The sequence below is a fragment of the Pseudomonas syringae pv. tagetis genome (genome assembly GCF_022557255.1).
Taxonomy (GTDB): Bacteria; Pseudomonadota; Gammaproteobacteria; order Pseudomonadales; family Pseudomonadaceae; genus Aquipseudomonas; species Aquipseudomonas caricapapayae.
This window is the reverse complement of record NZ_CP092923.1, coordinates 555,539-573,582: the sequence shown is the minus strand read 5'-3', so window position 1 is coordinate 573,582 and position 18,044 is coordinate 555,539. Positions and strand designations below refer to the sequence as shown.

14 protein-coding genes and 1 pseudogene are annotated in these 18,044 nt (G+C 60.0%); 7 read left to right on the top strand and 8 right to left on the bottom strand.

What is annotated here, in order from left to right:
- The first annotated feature begins 8 nt into the window (after positions 1-8).
- Positions 9-1,097: a tRNA epoxyqueuosine(34) reductase QueG gene (gene queG, locus MME58_RS02475; RefSeq protein ID WP_054988372.1), complete on the top strand. Its 1,089-nt coding sequence runs from the start codon at positions 9-11 to the stop codon at positions 1,095-1,097.
- A 104-nt stretch (positions 1,098-1,201) separates the two neighbouring features.
- Here the strand turns inward: queG and MME58_RS02470 are convergent, their stop codons facing one another.
- Complete coding sequence (locus MME58_RS02470) at positions 1,202-1,813, bottom strand: trimeric intracellular cation channel family protein (protein ID WP_055005460.1); 612 nt, start codon at positions 1,811-1,813, stop codon at positions 1,202-1,204.
- Between the two features lie 96 nt (positions 1,814-1,909).
- A complete protein-coding gene (gene orn, locus MME58_RS02465) occupies positions 1,910-2,446 on the bottom strand; it encodes an oligoribonuclease (RefSeq protein WP_055005459.1) in 537 nt (178 codons plus the stop codon).
- A gap of 108 nt (positions 2,447-2,554) precedes the next feature.
- Between orn and rsgA the strand changes: the two genes are divergently transcribed.
- Positions 2,555-3,586, top strand: coding sequence for a small ribosomal subunit biogenesis GTPase RsgA (gene rsgA, locus MME58_RS02460; protein ID WP_054988368.1), 1,032 nt, complete (start codon positions 2,555-2,557; stop codon positions 3,584-3,586).
- Positions 3,587-3,647: 61 nt separating this feature from the next.
- Here rsgA and motB read toward each other — a convergent pair whose 3' ends face one another.
- Both motB and motA read right to left on the bottom strand, forming a co-directional pair.
- Positions 3,648-4,682 (bottom strand): flagellar motor protein MotB, encoded by a 1,035-nt coding sequence (gene motB / locus MME58_RS02455; RefSeq protein ID WP_055005458.1) that lies wholly within the window; start codon positions 4,680-4,682, stop codon positions 3,648-3,650.
- A 3-nt stretch (positions 4,683-4,685) separates the two neighbouring features.
- Positions 4,686-5,537 (bottom strand): flagellar motor stator protein MotA, encoded by an 852-nt coding sequence (gene motA / locus MME58_RS02450; protein WP_054986141.1) that lies wholly within the window; start codon positions 5,535-5,537, stop codon positions 4,686-4,688.
- 207 nt (positions 5,538-5,744) lie between these two features.
- Between motA and MME58_RS02445 the strand changes: the two genes are divergently transcribed.
- The 4 genes and pseudogenes from MME58_RS02445 to MME58_RS02430 all read left to right on the top strand — a co-directional run bounded on the left by MME58_RS02445 (position 5,745) and on the right by MME58_RS02430 (position 11,190).
- Positions 5,745-7,280, top strand: coding sequence for an HDOD domain-containing protein (locus MME58_RS02445; RefSeq protein ID WP_054986140.1), 1,536 nt, complete (start codon positions 5,745-5,747; stop codon positions 7,278-7,280).
- Between the two features lie 45 nt (positions 7,281-7,325).
- A pseudogene (locus MME58_RS02440) lies at positions 7,326-8,135 on the top strand (rhodanese-like domain-containing protein); the annotation flags it as partial.
- A gap of 153 nt (positions 8,136-8,288) precedes the next feature.
- Complete coding sequence (gene asd / locus MME58_RS02435) at positions 8,289-9,152, top strand: archaetidylserine decarboxylase (protein WP_054986149.1); 864 nt, start codon at positions 8,289-8,291, stop codon at positions 9,150-9,152.
- Positions 9,153-9,405: 253 nt separating this feature from the next.
- Entirely contained in the window at positions 9,406-11,190 is a 1,785-nt protein-coding gene (locus tag MME58_RS02430) for a hypothetical protein (RefSeq protein ID WP_055005457.1), read from the top strand.
- Between the two features lie 39 nt (positions 11,191-11,229).
- On the opposite strand, the gene serB is transcribed toward MME58_RS02430, so the two are convergent.
- Positions 11,230-12,444 carry a phosphoserine phosphatase SerB gene (gene serB / locus MME58_RS02425; RefSeq protein ID WP_054986138.1) on the bottom strand — a complete coding sequence of 405 codons (1,215 nt, stop codon included), beginning with the start codon at positions 12,442-12,444 and terminating at the stop codon, positions 11,230-11,232.
- Positions 12,445-12,574: 130 nt separating this feature from the next.
- Between serB and MME58_RS02420 the strand changes: the two genes are divergently transcribed.
- Positions 12,575-14,116, top strand: a complete 1,542-nt coding sequence (locus tag MME58_RS02420; protein WP_054986137.1) for a HAMP domain-containing protein — start codon at positions 12,575-12,577, stop codon at positions 14,114-14,116.
- Between the two features lie 278 nt (positions 14,117-14,394).
- On the opposite strand, the gene MME58_RS02415 is transcribed toward MME58_RS02420, so the two are convergent.
- From MME58_RS02415 to MME58_RS02405, 3 genes are all read right to left on the bottom strand, one after another.
- Positions 14,395-15,090, bottom strand: a complete 696-nt coding sequence (locus MME58_RS02415) for a PqiC family protein (RefSeq protein ID WP_054986136.1) — start codon at positions 15,088-15,090, stop codon at positions 14,395-14,397.
- Positions 15,091-15,273: 183 nt separating this feature from the next.
- On the bottom strand, positions 15,274-17,529 hold the full coding sequence (gene parC, locus MME58_RS02410; protein ID WP_055005456.1) for a DNA topoisomerase IV subunit A: 2,256 nt from the start codon (positions 17,527-17,529) through the stop codon (positions 15,274-15,276).
- A gap of 10 nt (positions 17,530-17,539) precedes the next feature.
- Positions 17,540-18,019, bottom strand: coding sequence for a retropepsin-like aspartic protease family protein (locus MME58_RS02405; RefSeq protein ID WP_162491442.1), 480 nt, complete (start codon positions 18,017-18,019; stop codon positions 17,540-17,542).
- Between the last annotated feature and the right edge of the window lie 25 nt (positions 18,020-18,044).

The window sequence follows — 18,044 nt, the reverse complement described above, 5'->3', positions numbered from 1 at the left end:
CTCTGCGCATGTCCGCTATTACTGCTGTACTCCCCACCTCCGACGATCTTGCCGCCCTTGCCCTGTCAATCAAGGCGTGGGGGCGTGAGCTGGGCTTTCAGGAGGTAGGGATAAGCGGTCTGGACCTTGCAGAGCACGAGCAGCACCTGCAACGCTGGCTCGAAGCAGGCTATCACGGGGAAATGGACTATATGGCAGCCCACGGCAGCAAACGTTCCCACCCGGATGAGCTGGTACCGGGAACACTGCGCGTTGTGTCGCTGCGCATGGACTATCTACCGGGCGACACCAAGATGGCCGAACGCCTGACAGAGCCCGAAAAGGCCTACGTTTCACGCTATGCCCTGGGCCGCGACTATCACAAGCTGATCCGCAAGCGTCTGCAGCAACTGGCCGAGCGCATTCAACAGGCCATCGGCCCCTTTGGTTTTCGGGCGTTTGTGGACAGCGCGCCAGTGCTGGAAAAGGCCATCGCCGAACAGGCTGGGCTGGGCTGGATCGGCAAGAATACGCTGGTCCTCAACCGCAAGGCCGGCAGCTTCTTCTTTCTTGGCGAGCTGTTTGTCGATATCCCGTTGCCGGTCGATGCCCCTCATGCGACGGAACATTGCGGGCGCTGTACGGCCTGTCTGGACATCTGCCCGACGGCCGCGTTTGTCGGTCCTTATGTCCTGGATGCGCGGCGTTGCATTTCCTACCTGACCATCGAGCTGAAAACGGCGATTCCTGAAGAACTGCGCCCATTGATCGGCAACCGGGTGTTCGGCTGTGACGACTGCCAGATCGTCTGTCCGTGGAACCGTTTTGCCCGACCAACCGAGCAAAGCGATTTCCAGCCGCGCCATAACCTGGACAACGCCGGGCTGGCCGAGCTGTTTCTGTGGGATGAAGAAAAGTTTCTCGGCAGCACCGAAGGCTCGCCACTGCGCCGGGCGGGTTATGAGCGCTGGCTGCGCAACCTTGCCGTCGGCCTCGGTAACGCGCCCTCCACCATCCCGGTGATCGAAGCCCTGCAAACCCGCCGCGACTATCCCTCGGAACTGGTCAGAGAACATGTGGAATGGGCGCTGCGCAGGCATGGCGTGGCACCGCTTTAAACAGGCAGCGCGGCGCAGACTTGTGACGCGGAACGTCACCAAAGGCACTCCCGCGCTGGAGCGTGGGGAACCATAATTTATCGTGCCTACGCTCTGCGCCCTCCTCAGGGCTCGTCTTTATAGATGAACTTGGGCATTTCCCAGTGGAAACGAATCGCCAGCAGGCGCAGCAGCAAGCCGCCGAACAGGGTGATCAGCACCGCTTGCTCGTTCGGTAGCTGCAAGTACTGGCACAGCAGAAAGCACCAAGCGGCCAGAAAAGACACACTGGCGTACAGCTCGCGGCGAAAGATCAGCGGGATGTCGTTGCAAAAAATATCGCGCAGGATGCCACCGAAGACTCCGGTGATGACGCCACACACTGACGCGATCACCAGACCATGTCCTGCTTCCAGCGCAGTCATGCAGCCAATCAGGGTGAAGGCCACCAGCCCCAGCGCGTCCAGTACCAGAAACAGTGAGCGCAGATGGCGCATCAGTGGCGCGATAAAAATCGTCACCAGCGCCGCCACGCTGGTCAGTACCAGATACTCCGGGTGCTTGACCCAGGTCAGCGGATAATGCCCGATCAGCACGTCACGCACCGAACCACCACCCAGCGCCGTGACGCAGGCGATCAGTACCACACCGAACCAGTCCATCCCTCGACGGCCGGCAGACAGTGCGCCTGTCATGGCTTCGGCAGTGATGGCGATCAGATAAAGCATCAGCAACATGGGGGCGAGTCTGCGACAAGGGCGCGCAGTCTAACCAGCGGCCCTGCGCACTGAAAGAGTGCAGCGAAGATTATTCACTGCACGCGCATGCCCTGATCAAGGCTTGATGAAATGCTCACGGTAGAAACGCAGTTCGGCGATCGACTCGCGGATGTCATCCAGCGCCAGATGCGTACTGCCTTTCTTGAATTTCAGCTCGGGGGACCAGCGCGCAGCCAGCTCCTTGAGGGTCGAGACATCCAGATTCCGGTAGTGGAAGTAGTTTTCCAGGGTCGGCATATGGCGATACAGGAAGCGGCGATCCTGACAAATGCTGTTGCCGCAGATCGGCGAACTGCGCTCGGGAACCCACAGTTTGATGAACTCAAGGGTCTGCGCCTCGGCGTCGGCCATGTTGACGGTGCTTTCGCGGACTCGCTGCGTCAGGCCCGAACCACCGTGCTGGCGAGTGTTCCACTCGTCCATGGCGGCCAGTGTCTCATCGCTCTGATGCACGGCAATCACCGGGCCTTCGGCCAAGGTGTTCAGCTCACTGTCGGTGATGATCGTGGCCATTTCGATAATGACATCGGTATCAGGGTCCAGACCGGTCATTTCCAGATCGATCCAGATCAGGTTCTGCTTGTTCTGCATGTGTCGACTCCTCAGCGTAGGCGCGCAGTTTAGCTCACCCTGCCGTGCTAGACTCTTGCCGATCAATCGTACTGCCTAATTCATCGGTTACATCACATCGGAACACCCATGGCCAAACGCCAACTCAATCGTCGTCAGAACTGGCGCATCGAAAAAATTCAGGGCGAGCGTGCTGCCCGCGCAGCAAAACGCGAGTCCGCTACGCTTGAAACGCTCGAAGGCGGCGATCTCGGTCCCGAGCAGACCGGCCTGGTGATTGCTCACTTCGGTGTGCAAGTCGAGGTCGAGGCTCAGGAAGGCGACACGAGCGGTCAGGTATTTCGCTGCCATTTGCGCGCCAATCTACCTGCGCTGGTCACCGGCGATCGCGTCGTATGGCGCGCCGGCAATCAGGGCATCGGCGTCATTGTCGCGCAACTGCCTCGCACCACCGAGCTGCGCCGCCCGGACTCCCGTGGCCAGCTCAAACCTGTGGCAGCCAACGTCGATTTGATCGTGATCGTGTTCGCCCCCATGCCCGAGCCGCATGCCAACCTCATCGACCGTTATCTGGTTGCGGCCGAGCATGCAGGGATTCGTCCGCTGCTATTGCTCAACAAGGCCGACCTGATCGACGAGCAGAATGCCCCCGCGCTCAACGCGCTGCTGGCGGTCTACCGCACGCTGGGTTACCCGGTGCTGGAAGTGTCGGCGCATCATGGTGACGGCATGCAGACCCTGCAAAGCCAGCTTGACGGCCACATCAGCGTGTTCGTTGGACAGTCCGGCGTCGGCAAGTCTTCGCTGGTCAACAGCCTGCTGCCGGAGACGGACACACGCGTCGGTCCGCTGTCCGAAGTCTCGGGTCAGGGCACACACACCACGACCACCGCGCGCCTGTTCCACTTTCCGCGTGGCGGCGACCTGATCGACTCCCCGGGCATCCGTGAATTCGGCCTGGGGCATGTCAGCCGTGCAGACGTGGAAGCCGGTTTCATCGAGTTCAACGACCTGCTCGGTACATGTCGCTTTCGTGACTGCAAGCATGACCGCGAACCGGGCTGCGCTCTGCTCAAGGGGCTTGAAGACGGCCGTGTGCAGCAGCAGCGCATGAACAGCTATCGCTCGATCATTGCCAGCCTGCCGCAAGACAGCTATTGAACACTGAAACGCCGCATACAAAAACGCCGCGATGATCGCGGCGTTTTTGCATGCGTGCGGCTTAGTTCTGGGCCGGCTCGACGCGCAGCTTGCCCTCATCAAAGATGTTCAGCTTTTGCCGTATCTCGTGAGGCTGCGCGTAGGCCTGCGGATCGACGGGTGCAGCAGTCGAAGCCCCTGGAGCAGCGGGAGCAGCGGGAGCAGCGGGAGCAGCAGGCGCAGACTTGGCTGGCGGCGCGGCGCCGGAGTTCTGGTCGCCCTCGATACGCTGCTGGGCCTTTTTGGTCAGGACCACGATATCGATGCGGCGGTTGACCGGATTGGTCGGGTTCTCGTGATCATAAAGAGCCGACGAGGCATACCCCACCACCCTGGCCACCTGAGAATCCGGATAAGTACCGGCGACCAGCGCACGACGGGCAGCGTTTGCGCGGTTGGCCGACAGTTCCCAGTTACCGAACCCGCCGTTGCCTACAAAAGGTGTCGCGTCGGTATGACCACTGATGCTGATCTTGTTCGGCACACTTTTGATGGTGTCAGCCATCGCCAGCAGGATGTCTTCGAAATAGGGTTTCAGCCGCGCACTGCCCGAGTCGAACATCGGCCGGTTGTCGGCGTCCATGATCTGGATGCGCAAGCCGTCCTGGGTGATCTCGAACAGAATCTGGTCCTTGAATTTCTGCAGTTGCGGGTTTTCCTCGACCTTGTTCTGCAACTCCTGCAGGAGCATCTCCAGACGTTCCTGCTCCACCGATTCGGCCTTGGTCTCCGAGGTTTCTGCCTCGATCGGCACGGTGTCAGGTGAAGGAGTGGTCTTGACCTCAGGGTTCAGTGTCTGATTTGGCGACATCTCCGGCGAACCGCCCAGATCGATGACATAAGGCGACCCGCTGTCAGAAAAGCCCACCGGGTCCTTGAAGTAACCGGCCACCGCGAGCAACTGTTCCGGCGTGGCGGACGACATCAGCCACAGCACCAGAAAGAACGCCATCATTGCCGTTGCGAAGTCGGCAAATGCGATTTTCCAGGCACCGCCGTGATGTCCGCCACCAAAGCGCTTTACGCGCTTGATGATAATCGGCTGATTATTTTCCATGACTTAGCGACCGCGAACCGCTTGTTCCAGCTCACTGAAGCTGGGGCGATGCAGCGGGTAGAGAACCTTGCGGCCAAATTCGACGGCCAGCGAGGGCGGCATGCCGGACGCCGAAGCCACCAGAGACGCCTTGATGCTCTCGTAGACGTTCATTTCTTCCTTGGCATCATGCGCAAGGCAGGTGGCCAGAGGACCGAAGAAGCCGTACGCCGCAAGAATACCGAAGAATGTACCGACCAGCGCAGCACCTACGTGCATACCGATCGCAGCCTTGTCGCCCGACCCCAGCGACGCCATGGTCACGACGATACCCAGAACCGCTGCCACGATACCGAAGCCAGGCATGCCGTCGGCGATACCGGTAATAGCGTGGGAGGGATGCTCGAGCTCTTCTTTCATGCTCAGCAGTTCCATGTCGAACAGGCCTTCCAGCTCATGCGGGGCCATGTTGCCGGACGACATGATGCGCAGGTAGTCGCAGATGTACGCAGTCATGCGCTCATCTTTCAGGACACCGGGGTATTTGGCGAAGATCGGGCTGGAAGCGGCGTCTTCGATATCCCCTTCGATCGCCATCATGCCTTCACGACGGCTCTTGTTGAGGATTTCGTACACCAGCCCCAGCACTTCAAGGTAATAGGCATGTGTGAAGCGCGTACCGAACATCTTCAGCGACTTCTTGAACACGTGCATGGTCATGTAGCCAGGGTTGGCCTGGAGGAACGCGCCCAGCGCAGCACCGCCGATAATCAAGACCTCGTAGGGCTGGAACAGCGCCATGATCTTGCCATGGGACAGCACATATCCGCCGAGGACGCTCGCGATAACGACAATGATGCCGATAATTTTAGCCATAGGAGAAAATACTTTACTGAGTCGGGTTCAGGGACAGTCCGGAAGTTCTTGAATCTCTTCTTCTCCTTATCGGCCTAACTGGGCCAGACTATAGCCGGTTCTTGTGAAAAACCCATTTATCCTCCTTCATAAAAGGAGGAAAATAGCCTCAGCGCCCCGCACGCTGGCGGTCTCCCAGCTCAGATAATCAGCCGCACAGGCCCTCGAATGCCGACAGCACACGCAGCACATCACCTCGTTCCGAAGACGCTGGATGCCTGGGTCAAACTGCTTGACGGCATCGCGTTGCCGGTCCCTGCCGTCAATCATGGCCATGTTCGTGCGGCACTGAACGACAGTCGCCGTTCACTGCGTGAAATCGCTGAAATGATGCAGGAAAGTCCTGCGCTGGTACTGAGTGTGATGCGCGAGGCCAATCACCACACCCATGGCCTGACCGAGCAGGCCGAGAGCCTTGAGATTGCCATCAACCGCCTGGGCCTGGCGCGCACCGAAACCCTACTGGGTCGCTTGCCGGCCAAGCCGCCCGAGGACATTCCGGCAGCCTACCGCCAGCTGATTCTGGTCAGCCAGCATGCCACGCAACAGGCCAACGGCCTGTTTGCCAGCCGCCTGGCGCGACTCTGGCAAGACATTCATATGGGCAGTCTGCTGTTCCTTTCGCCACTCTGGCCGATGGCGCTGGCCTACCCGAAACTGCTCGAAGAGCTGGAATTGCGGGTTATCCACAAGGGCCATTCCAGCCTTGCTGTCGAAAAGGAGCTGTTCGGCGTCAATCTGCTGGAACTGTGTCTGGCGCTCGCCGAGTTCTGGCGTCTGCCGATCTGGGTCACTCGCGGCTATAAACTGCTGATCAACGAGCGACGCGATCTGGCCAAAGTGCTGCGCATCGCCCGGGAAGAACACACCCCGTTGCAGCAGCAACAACTCATGGATGCCGACCCCAATCTGCGACGCTGGCTGAACCAGCCAGCCAATACCGTTTTGCTCGGCAATGGCCTGGCACTGGCGGCGCAGCATGCCTGGAACAGCCCGCACTGCCTGCGCTGGGAGCGGCTGACCAGTCTGTACCTGCAACAGTCGGTCAGCGAAGTGCAGCAACAGGCGCATCAGAATGCCGCCAGCAGCGCACGCATTCATGCGGAAAAAGACCTCTGGCACCCGGCCGAATCACTGATCTGGCCCTGGGATGCACGACGTGTAAGACGCGATAACGAACCTGCGCCACCACCATCGGCCGACGCCCTGCAACTGTGGCGCAAGCAGTGCGCCGAGTTGCTGCAGGAGCCCAGCCCGTTTATCAACGCCATGCACTTGACCACCGCGGCTCGCGACGTATTCATGTCGTGCGGCATGGAGCGGGTCATGCTGCTGATGCTCGACAAGACCGCGACCGTGCTGCGCGTCAATCAGGTCGCCGGGCTGCCGCCGGAAACTGCCGCCCTGCAGTTGTTCATCAAGGAGAGCACCGTGCTGCAACGCCTGCTGACACAGCCCACGCAATTGCGCATGACGCCCGCCAACAGCGCGCAGTTTGCAGCCCTGCTGCCCGCGCCGCTGAAAACCCTGTTCAACGGCCAGCACTGGCTGATTCGTTCGCTGAGCAACAACGGCAAAGTCATGCTGCTGGTGGTCGCCGACCAGGGCGGCGGGGCCTTGTCGGAAATTTCCGTCCAGGCATTCGGAAAAACCGCGCAATGTATTGAACGGGCACTTGGCATCTTTAGTCATCGCAAAGCGTAAGGCCTGGCGTACAATTCGCCTCTTTTCTTTCATCGGAGGCTGCAAATGTCCGCATTCACTGGCTTGTCGCTGGTCATCGAACCCAACGATCTGCTTGAGCGTCTAGACGCCCCGGAACTGATCCTCGTGGACCTGACCAGCAGCGCTCGCTACGAAGCCGGGCACATTCGCGGCGCCCGCTTTGTCGATCCGAAACGCACGCAACTGGGCAAGCCCCCTGCGCCCGGCCTGCTGCCTGACAAGGCCGACCTGGAGCAACTATTCGGCGAGCTGGGCCATAACCCCGATGCCGTCTATGTCGTCTACGATGACGAAGGCGGCGGCTGGGCGGGTCGTTTCATCTGGTTGCTGGATGTCATCGGTCACACACACTATCACTACCTGGACGGCGGTCTGCTGGCCTGGGAGGCGCAATCCCTGCCGCTGAGCAGTGACGCAGCGCCCATTGCAGGCGGCCCGGTCGCGCTGACACTGCACGATGAACCTACCGCCACGCGTGAATACCTGCAAAGCCGTCTGGGCGCTGCCGACCTGGCGATCTGGGACGCTCGTGGGCCGACCGAGTATTCGGGCGAAAAAGTAGTGGCGGCCAAGGGCGGACACATCCCCGGCGCAGTCAACTTTGAATGGACGGCGGGTATGGATAAGGCGCGCAACCTGCGCATTCGTCAGGACATGCCGGAGATTCTTCGCGAGCTGGGCATTACGCCTGACAAGGAAGTCATCACCCATTGCCAGACTCACCACCGCTCGGGCTTCACTTATCTGGTGGCAAAAGCACTGGGCTATCCACGGGTCAAGGCTTATGCCGGTTCGTGGGGCGAGTGGGGCAATCATCCGGACACACCAGTGGAAGGCCCAAAAGCGGCCCCCGCCCCCGCTGAACCGGCTGCAATCATCGAGCCTGCAGCGCCTGTCCAGCCAGCCGAAACCATCGAACCTGCCCGTCCTGCCGAGCCGGGCCGGACCTCTCAGAAACATTCAGGACACTCATCTTCAGGACCTTCAATGAAAGACCGTCTGTTCATCCTCAGTCAGTACCTGCTGCCGCACCACCTGCTGTCCCGACTGGCAGGCTGCGTTGCCGAATGCCGCGTACGCTGGTTCAAAAATGCCTTTACCGCATGGTTCGCTCGTCGTTATCAGGTGGACATGTCGCAGGCACTGGTCGAAGACCTGACGTCCTACGAGCATTTCAACGCGTTTTTCACCCGTGCGCTGAAAGCCGACGCCCGTCCGCTGGACACGACACCGGGTGCAATTCTTTCGCCAGCCGACGGCGCCATCAGCCAGTTGGGCTCCATCGACCACGGCCGGATCTTCCAGGCCAAGGGTCACAGCTTCAGCGTGCTTGAACTGCTGGGCGGCGACCCCAAGTTGTCGGCCCCCTTCATGGGTGGCGAGTTCGCCACGGTCTACCTGTCGCCGAAGGACTATCACCGTGTGCATATGCCGCTGGCCGGCACGCTGCGCGAAATGGTCTACGTACCGGGACGCATCTTTTCGGTCAATCAGACCACCGCTGAACACGTGCCCGAGCTGTTCGCCCGCAACGAGCGAGTGGTCTGCCTGTTCGACACCGAGCGCGGGCCTATGGCCGTGGTACTGGTCGGCGCAATGATCGTGGCATCGGTTGAAACGGTATGGGCAGGGCTGGTCACGCCGCCCAAGCGTGAACTGAAAACTTTCAGCTACGATGAGGCGGCACGCGCACCGATTCATCTGGAAAAAGGTGCCGAGATGGGCCGCTTCAAACTGGGTTCTACCGCCATTGTGCTGTTTGGGCCAAATCAGGTGAAGTGGGCCGAGCAACTGACTGCTGGCTCCAAGGTCCAGATGGGCCAGGCACTGGCAGTTCCGACGCAGGCATAATCATGTTCTGAACTCACGCAGCATGAGCGCTCGATAAATCGGTGGCGCTCTTGCAGCGTGTACCGAACGGTACTGGCCTCAGGCCATATTTACTGCGTCATGATGCCGATACTGGTAAAGTCGCCTGATCGGTGCTGTAGGATACTTCGCACTTTCATGGGCGCATGCTCGACACATCGCCAGTGCGTGGTGGCGTCAGCCCCCATTTAAAGCTACCGTCCGGGCCTGTGAGTTGTTGGAGTTTGCCTGTCACATGAGTAATTTTAGCCTCCCTCTGCTGTTGCGTGCCCCCACGCCAGCACAGTCGAGCCTGACATTCTGTGAAGCCAACCCTCGCGATCTCAAACGCTGGATTTCCAGGCTGCCCAAGGCAAACCTCGGAGAAATGGCGCGCCAGCTCTATCAGGGGCTGACCGAGCTGAGCCAACTGATCACCCCGAGCGAAAACCGCCTGCAGCTGCTTGAATTGCTACGGCCCGAGGTGTACTTCGTCTGCAAACACCTCGAACGTCATTTTCTCAATCAGGCCATTGTGCTGGACGAGCGGCCACGCAAGGTCGCCAATCTCTGCCAGGCCCTGCAAAACCATCTGGCAACCGGTTACAAACAGATCATTCAGCAGGTAGCGGCACGCTACACCAAAGATCAGGCCGGGCTCTTCAGTACCGCACTGCAACGAGCACTGCACGGGCTCAACGGACCACTGATCCGCGCCAACCAGCTCTACTGTCCGGTTCAGGAAGGCCTGTGGCTTGAACTGCACCAGATCTACCAGATTGCCCGTCAGTACCAACTGCACAACACACCGGTCGATGAGCCGCTGGCTCATCACACCAAGGCGTTGAGCGTGGAACAAACGTATGTGATCGCGCTGCTTATGGGCTGTTCGCGCTGCAATCAGATGCGCCAGTTGAACATCGGCAAACTGGCCGATGCGCTTGAGGCCTGGAGCCCGCTGGTCAGGCTGCAATCGCCTGCCGGTGAGCACAGCCTGTTTGCTCTGGACCCGACTGTCGACAAACCGCCGCTGTATAGCACCCTGTTCAGCGACGAACAGTCATCACGGCTGCTGGGCATCAACACCCACTCGCTGGCGGAGGCGATCAATCAGTATCTGGCTCTACCGGATGACCAGCGCAGCCCTTCCAGGCTGCTGATCCCGACCGGTATAAATACCGACCTGCTGCAACATCTGGCCGCCGCCTGGGGCGATGTGGCCGAGCGGACCTTTCAACGCACCGCAGGTCAGGGCACGCTGAAGCTGTGCATCGGCATGAGCGCGCTGCATTTTTACGTAGCCGGGCAGAAGTCGTTCAGCGAGCTCCTGCAATTGAACAGCACGAGCAGTGCGGCGAACTTTTCGCTGAAGATCGCCAACGATGACGAGGACGACCCTTGGGCGTCGGCCTTCGACACGCAGCGCGGCAAGTCTTCATCCGTCCTGCTGCCTTACGAAGAAATCGAGTACCCCAAGAACGATGGCGATAACGACTCGCTTTCCAACGGTCAGCATACGTTTCCGACCTTTGACCTGAATATTGTCAACCACAGTCCGGGCGGCTACTGCCTGGCGTGGCAGAAGGAAGTGCCTCAGCAGTTACAGGCTGGCGAACTGGTGGGGATTCAGGACGACTCGGGCCAAGGCTGGAGCATTGCGATTGTGCGCTGGGTCCGGCAGGTGCGTAGCGGCGGCACACAGATGGGCATCGAACTGATTGCCCCTTTTGCCCAGCCATGCGGTATGCAACTGATCCGCGAACAACAGAACAGCCAGTACCTGCGTACCCTGATGCTCCCGGAAGTACGCGCCATGGAGAAGCCGCCGACCGTGCTCGCACCGCGCCTGCCCTTTCAGGAAGGCAACAAGGTAATGATCAACGTCGGGGGCGAAGAGCGCCGCGCCTCACTGAGCAACCGGCGCATCAGCAGCGCCAGTTACAATCAGTTCGAGTACCAGATATACGACGCCCCGAAAGCGGCCGAAAGCGAAAAAGCGAAGCCGGGACAGGAATTCGACTCGCTCTGGGGCACGCTGTAGCCGTCGACACACCCTTGGCGAGATTACAACGGCAGAGCCTCAGCGCTTTGCTTCGCGATCGCGAAAGCCCAGCAGGTACAGAACGCCATCCAGTCCCAGTGTCGAGATTGCCTGTCTGGCCGACTGTTTGACCAACGGCTTGGCGCGGAAGGCGACACCCAGGCCCGCAATTGCCAGCATTGGCAGGTCATTGGCACCGTCGCCGACCGCGATAGTCTGCTCCAGACTCAAGCCTTCCTTGTGCGCCAGCTCACGCAGTAGATCCGCCTTGCGCTGCGCATTGACGATGGGCTCGACGGCAACACCGGTGACTTTGCCATCGACCACTTCCAGCTCGTTGGCGAACACGTAATCGATACCCAGCTTTGCCTGCAACTGCTTGGCGAAGTAAGTGAAGCCACCCGAAAGAATCGCCGTTTTGTAACCCAGGCGCTTGAGCTCAGAGAACAGTGTTTCTGCGCCTTCGGTCAACCGCAGTGAGGCACCGATTTCATCCAGTACGCTGACGTCCAGGCCCTTGAGCAGTGCAAGGCGCTCCTTGAAACTTTCGCTGAAATCCAGCTCGCCGCGCATTGCACGCTCGGTGATCTCGGAAACCTGCTCGCCAACACCCGCAGCCTTGGCCAGCTCATCGATCACTTCGGCCTCAATGAGCGTCGAGTCCATGTCGAACACGGCCAGACGTCGATTGCGCCGGAACAGCGAATCCTGCTGGAACGCGATATCGACGTTCAACTCCTGCGCGACAGCAAGAAATTCGGCCTGCATGGCTTTCGGATCGGCAGGCTCGCCGCGCACAGTGAACTCGATGCAGCCCTTGCCTTTATCGGCAGGAGTGTCGAGCGGCATGCGCCCGGACAGACGATCGATCTGGTCGATGTTCAGGCCGTACCTGGCGGTAATGGCGCTGACGCACTGCAACTGCTCAGCCGTGACCTTGCGGGTCAGCAGCGTGACGATATGACGGGCCTTGCCCTGGCCTTCGACCCAGTCCTGATAATCGGTTTCGGACACTGCCGTGAAACGGACCTGCTGATCCAGCTTGTAGGCGGTAAACAGGATTTCCTTGAGCACGGAAGAACCCTGCACGGTATCCGGAATCTCGACCAGTATGCCGAACGACAGGGTGTCGTGGATCACCGCCTGACCAATATCGAGAATGTTCACGCCACCCTGGGCGAGGACGCCGGTAATGGCCGCAGTGAGACCGGGACGGTCGACACCAGTGATGTTAATCAGGACGATTTCGCGCAAGGCGCACCCCCGCAGTGGAAAAAAACCGCATTCTAACCACATTCAGTGACCACCGGGCACAGGCAGCGCTTTGCCGCCACTGGGTCGCTCGTTATACTGCGCGACAACTTCACCGAAAGAGCCGTGCTCTGTGAACCGGCCCACGCCCGTTAAAACCGATAATTTCTTCCTGCTCATCTTTCGTGCCCTGCGTCATCGCCGTGTACCGATCGCTTTGCGCATTGCCAGCCATAACGTGATCCTGGTCGCTTTGGCGCTGGTGATCTATGCCGGTGTCATGGGCCTGCAATTCAAGCAGGCCATGCATGAACAGGCTGATGCGCTGGGGCAGGCCCTGACGACCCAGACCGCCACCTCGGCCACCGAACTGTTGGTGTCAAACGACATCCTCAGTCTCAACGTGCTGCTGGGCAATCTGGTCAAGAATCCGCTGGTAGCGCATGCGGCTATCTACAGCGTGGATAACCGCATCCTCGCGGAAGCCGGCCAGCGCCCGAAAAACGGGCTTCTGGGTGAAGCGCAGGGCCTGTATGAAATCAAGATCACGTTCCAGGACGTGATGGCGGGTCATCTGCGCATCAGCCTCGACATGTCTCAATTCCAGCAGCCGATGACCATCAGCCTGCAGAGCATGGGCATTCTGGCAGGTATTCTGCTGGCGCTTGCGCTGGCCTTGAGCCTGCGCCTCGGTCGCCATATATCCACGCCCCTGATGCAGATGCGCATCTGGCTGCGGGACATCGACCCCTACACACCCGCCACCGACCGTCAGGATGAAATCGGCGATCTGGCCAGGCAACTGCGCACCTCGTTCGCGCCGCCGGTTCCGGAGCCGGAACCGCTGCCCGAACCCGAGTATGACGGCGATGAGGACGACGGTGACGATCCTTATCTGGAACCGGACGAAAAGCCTGCACCACCGGTCCAGGCACGCAGCAGCGAACCGAAACCGCGCCTGCCGGCACCGCCAGTCCAGCGCCGCATTGTTGCCGAAGAGGATGAAGACGACGACGAAGATCCGTTTGCGGACCTGCGTGATAGCTCGAACAGCACTCCGGCCACCCGCCCGGTTGCTGCGCCGGTAGCGCCGGTCGAGCCGCACAACAGCGCAGTGCTGGCTGTGCAGTTGGGCGCGCAGGACCAACTGCGCCGTCTGCCGCGTGCACGACTGACCGAATTGCTGCAACGCTATCGCGATTGCCTTGATCAGGCGGCTTCGCTGTATGAAAGCGAGCTGCATACCCTGAACGACGGCAGCACCCTGATGCTGTTTCACAGCCACGAAAGCGGTGATGATTACCTGACCAATGCAATCTGCTGCGGTGAGCTGCTGCGTGCGTTGAGCCATGCCCTGCAGATCGAGGTCGCCGACAGCGGCATCACCTTGCAACTGCAACTGGGCCTGACGCTGGGTGAAGGTCTGAGTGGTCTGAGCCAGATCGATCTGCTGCTGACTGAAACGGCGCAGGATGCCTTGGCGTTGTCTCAACACAGCCGCAATCTGTTGCTGGTCGAACGCCGGATCAACGACGACCCTTTGATCCGCCAGCGCGCTCGCATCCGCCCTATCGCCAGCCCTGAGGGTGCCTGCTGTGTAGAACGCCTGATGGAACCCTACCCGTCGATGCTTGAACGCCAGCTGGCGCGCATGCACGAATCCAACAAGGCCTGATTCTCTCCTCCGTTCACTCTTGAAGTGAGACCCTCGTGCCCATGCTCTGCGTGGGCATGCCGTTTTCGACGCTCTGCGCCCGATCCTGATCAACCTCGCCCGGCGCAAGCAGTCCGCAAGGTCACCATCGTGCCCATGCTCCAGCGTGGGCATGCCGTTCTGGACGCTCTGCGTACTAACCTGACTGTGCAGCGCGTCAGGAACGCCGAAGTGTGAGAACCACAGATGAGCGCCCAACAAAAAGCCCGCATCGCTGCGGGCTCTTTGCATTTGCACCTTTAGAAGCGAAACACTTCAAGATCGGTACGTATGGGCGACGCCATCGGGATTCTTGGTTTGTCAGGCTCTTTGGCCTTGGCGACCGGGGGCTTTTTCGGCTCTTCGATCGGCTGCCAGGAAATCGGCTTGATCGCAGTGCTGACCTGATCGGCTAGACGCTGCAGCAGCATGCCCTGCGCCTTTACCTGATCGGCAGAGCTGCCGGAATGGATCTGTTCAAGATGGACCAGTCGGCTGTCACGAACATGGCCCTTGCGGTCCAGAAGACGCCACTGCGCATCCAGAACGGCAGGCTGTTTGGCACCGGAGTCCAGGCGGGTGATCGACAGTACGACCTGAACGTCCGGTGTGAAATTGGCAACCGCAGGTGCCATTACGACGCGCTGACTGTCCAGCTTCCAGGCTAGCTGACGCAAAAGCAACTGGTCGATATCCGAAGACAGATTACCCGCCCAGCGCCCGTCCGGCGAAGCGGTCAAGGTGCCATCGGGCTGGCGTTGCAGCAGGGTTTCGCGTTGCAGATAGTCGGCCACCGAAACAGGACCCAGCAATACTGCCAGACCACTACTCTGTTTCGGCTGACCAGGCTCACCGCTATCGAGCTGATAAAGCGCAGTCGGCTGGCGCACACTGCAACCAGCCAGACCCAGAACGCCAGTCATCAGCAAGATCAGGGGAAGGCGTAGAAAATTCATCATCCCATCCAGGTGGCCGCCCCAGGGCAGGCCACAGTATAAGTACTTTCAAGACCCATGCAGGCACTGAGCCACGCATGCACCCCAAGACCCCATATCATCCGTGAATATGCATCATGACTCCAGCGATTATGCATCGTACTTCATGGCAAAACGAAGAACGCTGGTGCCAGATCAATGTTTTCAGCTATTTTCCACCAATAATGCGTCGACGCGCTGGAAGCCCCTCGGGAGTTTATTGCCACGTCGGCCACGCTCCCCCTTGTAATGTTCGAGGTCTTCAGGTTTGAGCGACAGCGTTCGTTTGCCCGCCTGAAGTACCAGCGTAGCGCCTTGGGCGATTACGGCCAGATCGGTCACGTACTCTTCGCGACTGGCTACCCGTTCGCCCGGGATCCCGATGATCTTGTTACCCTTGCCTTTGCCCAACTGCGGCAAATCGCTGATTTTGAACACCAGCAGGCGGCCTTCGGTGGTCACCGCAGCCAGCCAGTTCTGCTCACGATCGGGCACGGGTCGAGGCAGGATGACTTTTGCCCCGCTCGGCAAACTCAGCAGCGCCTTGCCCGCCTTGTTCTTGGCCTGCAGGTCTTCACCTTTGACGACAAATCCATAACCGGCATCCGAAGCGATCACGTACAACGCGTCGTCTTCGGGCAGCAATACGCACTCGAATGTCGCGCCGGGTGGCGGTTGCAGCTTGCCGGTCAATGGTTCGCCCTGGCCCCGTGCAGACGGCAGGGTATGCGCGGCCACCGAATAGCTGCGCCCGGTCGAGTCGATAAACACGGCGTACTGATTGGAACGACCGATGGACGAGGTCTTGAAACCATCCCCCGCCTTGTAGGAAAGCCCGGTGGCATCGATGTCGTGGCCCTTGGCGCAACGCACCCAGCCTTTTTCCGAAAGGACCACAGTCACCGGCTCGGTGGGCATCAATTCGTTTTCAGACAGCGCTTTGGCTTCGGCACGGGCAACGATAGGTGAACGACGGTCGTCGCCATAGGTTTCAGCATCGGCGATCAGTTCGGCACGGACCAGCTTGCGCAGCTTGGACTCGCTGCCGAGCAGTGCCAGAAGCCTGGCCTGCTCTTTGCGCAAGGCATCCTGCTCGCTACGCAGCTTCATCTCTTCCAGGCGCGCCAACTGACGCAGACGGGTGTCGAGAATGTAATCCGCCTGGATCTCCGACAGAGCGAAGCGCGCGATCAGCTCCGCCTTGGGGTGTTCGGCGGTACGAATGATGTGGATCACTTCGTCCAGGTTCAGGTAAGCCGTGAGCAAACCGTCCAACAGGTGCAGACGGTGCTCGACCTTGTCGAGGCGGAATTGCAAACGACGGCGCACTGTCCCGATGCGGAACGTCAGCCATTCGCCGAGCAGCGTCTTGAGGTTCTTGAGCTGTGGCTTGCCATCCAGACCGATGATGTTGATGTTGACCCGGTAGCTGGATTCAAGCTCGGTGGTCGCAAACAAGTGCTGCATAAGCTCGTCCAGCTCAACCCGGTTGGAACGCGGGATGATGACGATACGGCAAGGGTTTTCGTGGTCGGATTCGTCACGCAGGTCGGCAACCATCGGCAGCTTCTTGGCCTGCATCTGCGCGGCAATCTGCTCCAGCACCTTGGCCCCGGAGACCTGATGCGGCAGCGCCGTGACGACGATATCACCGTCCTCGATGCGGTATACCGCCCGCATCCGCACCGAACCACGTCCGGTCTCATAGATTTTCAGCAGGTCGGCACGCGGCGTGATGATTTCCGCTTCGGTCGGGTAGTCCGGACCAAGAATATGCTCGCACAACTCCGGGACCGTGGCCTTGGGGTCGTCTAGCAAATGGACGCAGGCACTGGCCACTTCGCGCAGATTGTGCGGCGGGACGTCGGTGGCCATGCCGACTGCAATGCCGGTGGTGCCATTGAGCAGAATGTTCGGCAAACGCGCAGGCAGCACCGCAGGCTCATCCAGCGTGCCGTCAAAGTTCGGCACCCAGTCGGCCGTACCCTGTCCCAACTCGCTGAGCAGAACCTCGGAATAGCGCGACAGGCGCGCTTCGGTGTAGCGCATGGCAGCAAAGGACTTGGGATCGTCCGGCGCACCCCAGTTACCCTGCCCGTCCACCAGCGTGTAGCGGTAACTGAACGGCTGGGCCATCAGCACCATCGCTTCGTAGCAGGCCGAATCGCCGTGCGGATGGAACTTGCCGAGCACGTCACCGACGGTACGCGCCGACTTCTTGTGCTTGGCGTCGGCCCCCAGGCCCAGCTCGCTCATCGCATAGATGATGCGTCGCTGAACAGGCTTCAGGCCGTCACCGATGTGCGGCAAGGCACGGTCCATGATCACGTACATGGAGTAATTGAGGTAGGCCTGTTCGGTGAAGTCAGCCAATGATCGGCGTTCTACACCATCCAGGCTGAGGTCAAGGGAGTCGCTCATGCGGGCCTCATCATTTCGTTGACTGGCGCAGCAGCAAATTGCCGCCACGCTGTGTGAATTCGAGTTGTTTCATTGCGCTCATACCGAGCAGCACCTGCTCACCGTCCAGACCGGGTGCCACCAGAGCACGCACATTGGTCAGGACGATATCGCCCAGTTGCAAGCGGTCAAGCGTGGTCCGAAAACCCTGACTGTTACCGTTGGCCGTACTGACCGTGACCGGAAAGCCGCGCTTGAGCCCCAGGCGGTCAGCCATATCACCGGGCACCGCCACATCGGTCGCCCCGGTGTCGATCATCAACTCCACTGTGCGGCCGTTGATCTGGCCGGTCGTGACGAAGTGCCCCTGACGATTGCCTGCCAGCTGCACCTCTATATAGCCGTCACCGTGTTGCGAGGTGACCACGGCGTTGGGGTTCTGCTGCCGGTCTTCCCAGTCGCCGAAAAAGCGCGTCGCGAGAAACAGACCGGCCGCCCAGGCCACGATCATCAGCACGTTGCCAGCGCGTTTGCCG

Bases quoted from the DNA above. Each gene is read 5' to 3' on its own strand.
- queG (WP_054988372.1), top strand. From the start codon at position 9: ATGTCCGCTATTACTGCTGTACTCCCCACCTCCGACGATCTTGCCGCC.
- MME58_RS02470 (WP_055005460.1), bottom strand. From the start codon at position 1,813: ATGTTGCTGATGCTTTATCTGATCGCCATCACTGCCGAAGCCATGACA.
- orn (WP_055005459.1), bottom strand. From the start codon at position 2,446: ATGCAGAACAAGCAGAACCTGATCTGGATCGATCTGGAAATGACCGGT.
- rsgA (WP_054988368.1), top strand. From the start codon at position 2,555: ATGGCCAAACGCCAACTCAATCGTCGTCAGAACTGGCGCATCGAAAAA.
- motB (WP_055005458.1), bottom strand. From the start codon at position 4,682: ATGGAAAATAATCAGCCGATTATCATCAAGCGCGTAAAGCGCTTTGGT.
- motA (WP_054986141.1), bottom strand. From the start codon at position 5,537: ATGGCTAAAATTATCGGCATCATTGTCGTTATCGCGAGCGTCCTCGGC.
- MME58_RS02445 (WP_054986140.1), top strand. From the start codon at position 5,745: ATGCCGACAGCACACGCAGCACATCACCTCGTTCCGAAGACGCTGGAT.
- asd (WP_054986149.1), top strand. From the start codon at position 8,289: ATGAAAGACCGTCTGTTCATCCTCAGTCAGTACCTGCTGCCGCACCAC.
- MME58_RS02430 (WP_055005457.1), top strand. From the start codon at position 9,406: ATGAGTAATTTTAGCCTCCCTCTGCTGTTGCGTGCCCCCACGCCAGCA.
- MME58_RS02415 (WP_054986136.1), bottom strand. From the start codon at position 15,090: ATGAATTTTCTACGCCTTCCCCTGATCTTGCTGATGACTGGCGTTCTG.
- parC (WP_055005456.1), bottom strand. From the start codon at position 17,529: ATGAGCGACTCCCTTGACCTCAGCCTGGATGGTGTAGAACGCCGATCA.
- MME58_RS02405 (WP_162491442.1), bottom strand. From the start codon at position 18,019: ATGATCGTGGCCTGGGCGGCCGGTCTGTTTCTCGCGACGCGCTTTTTC.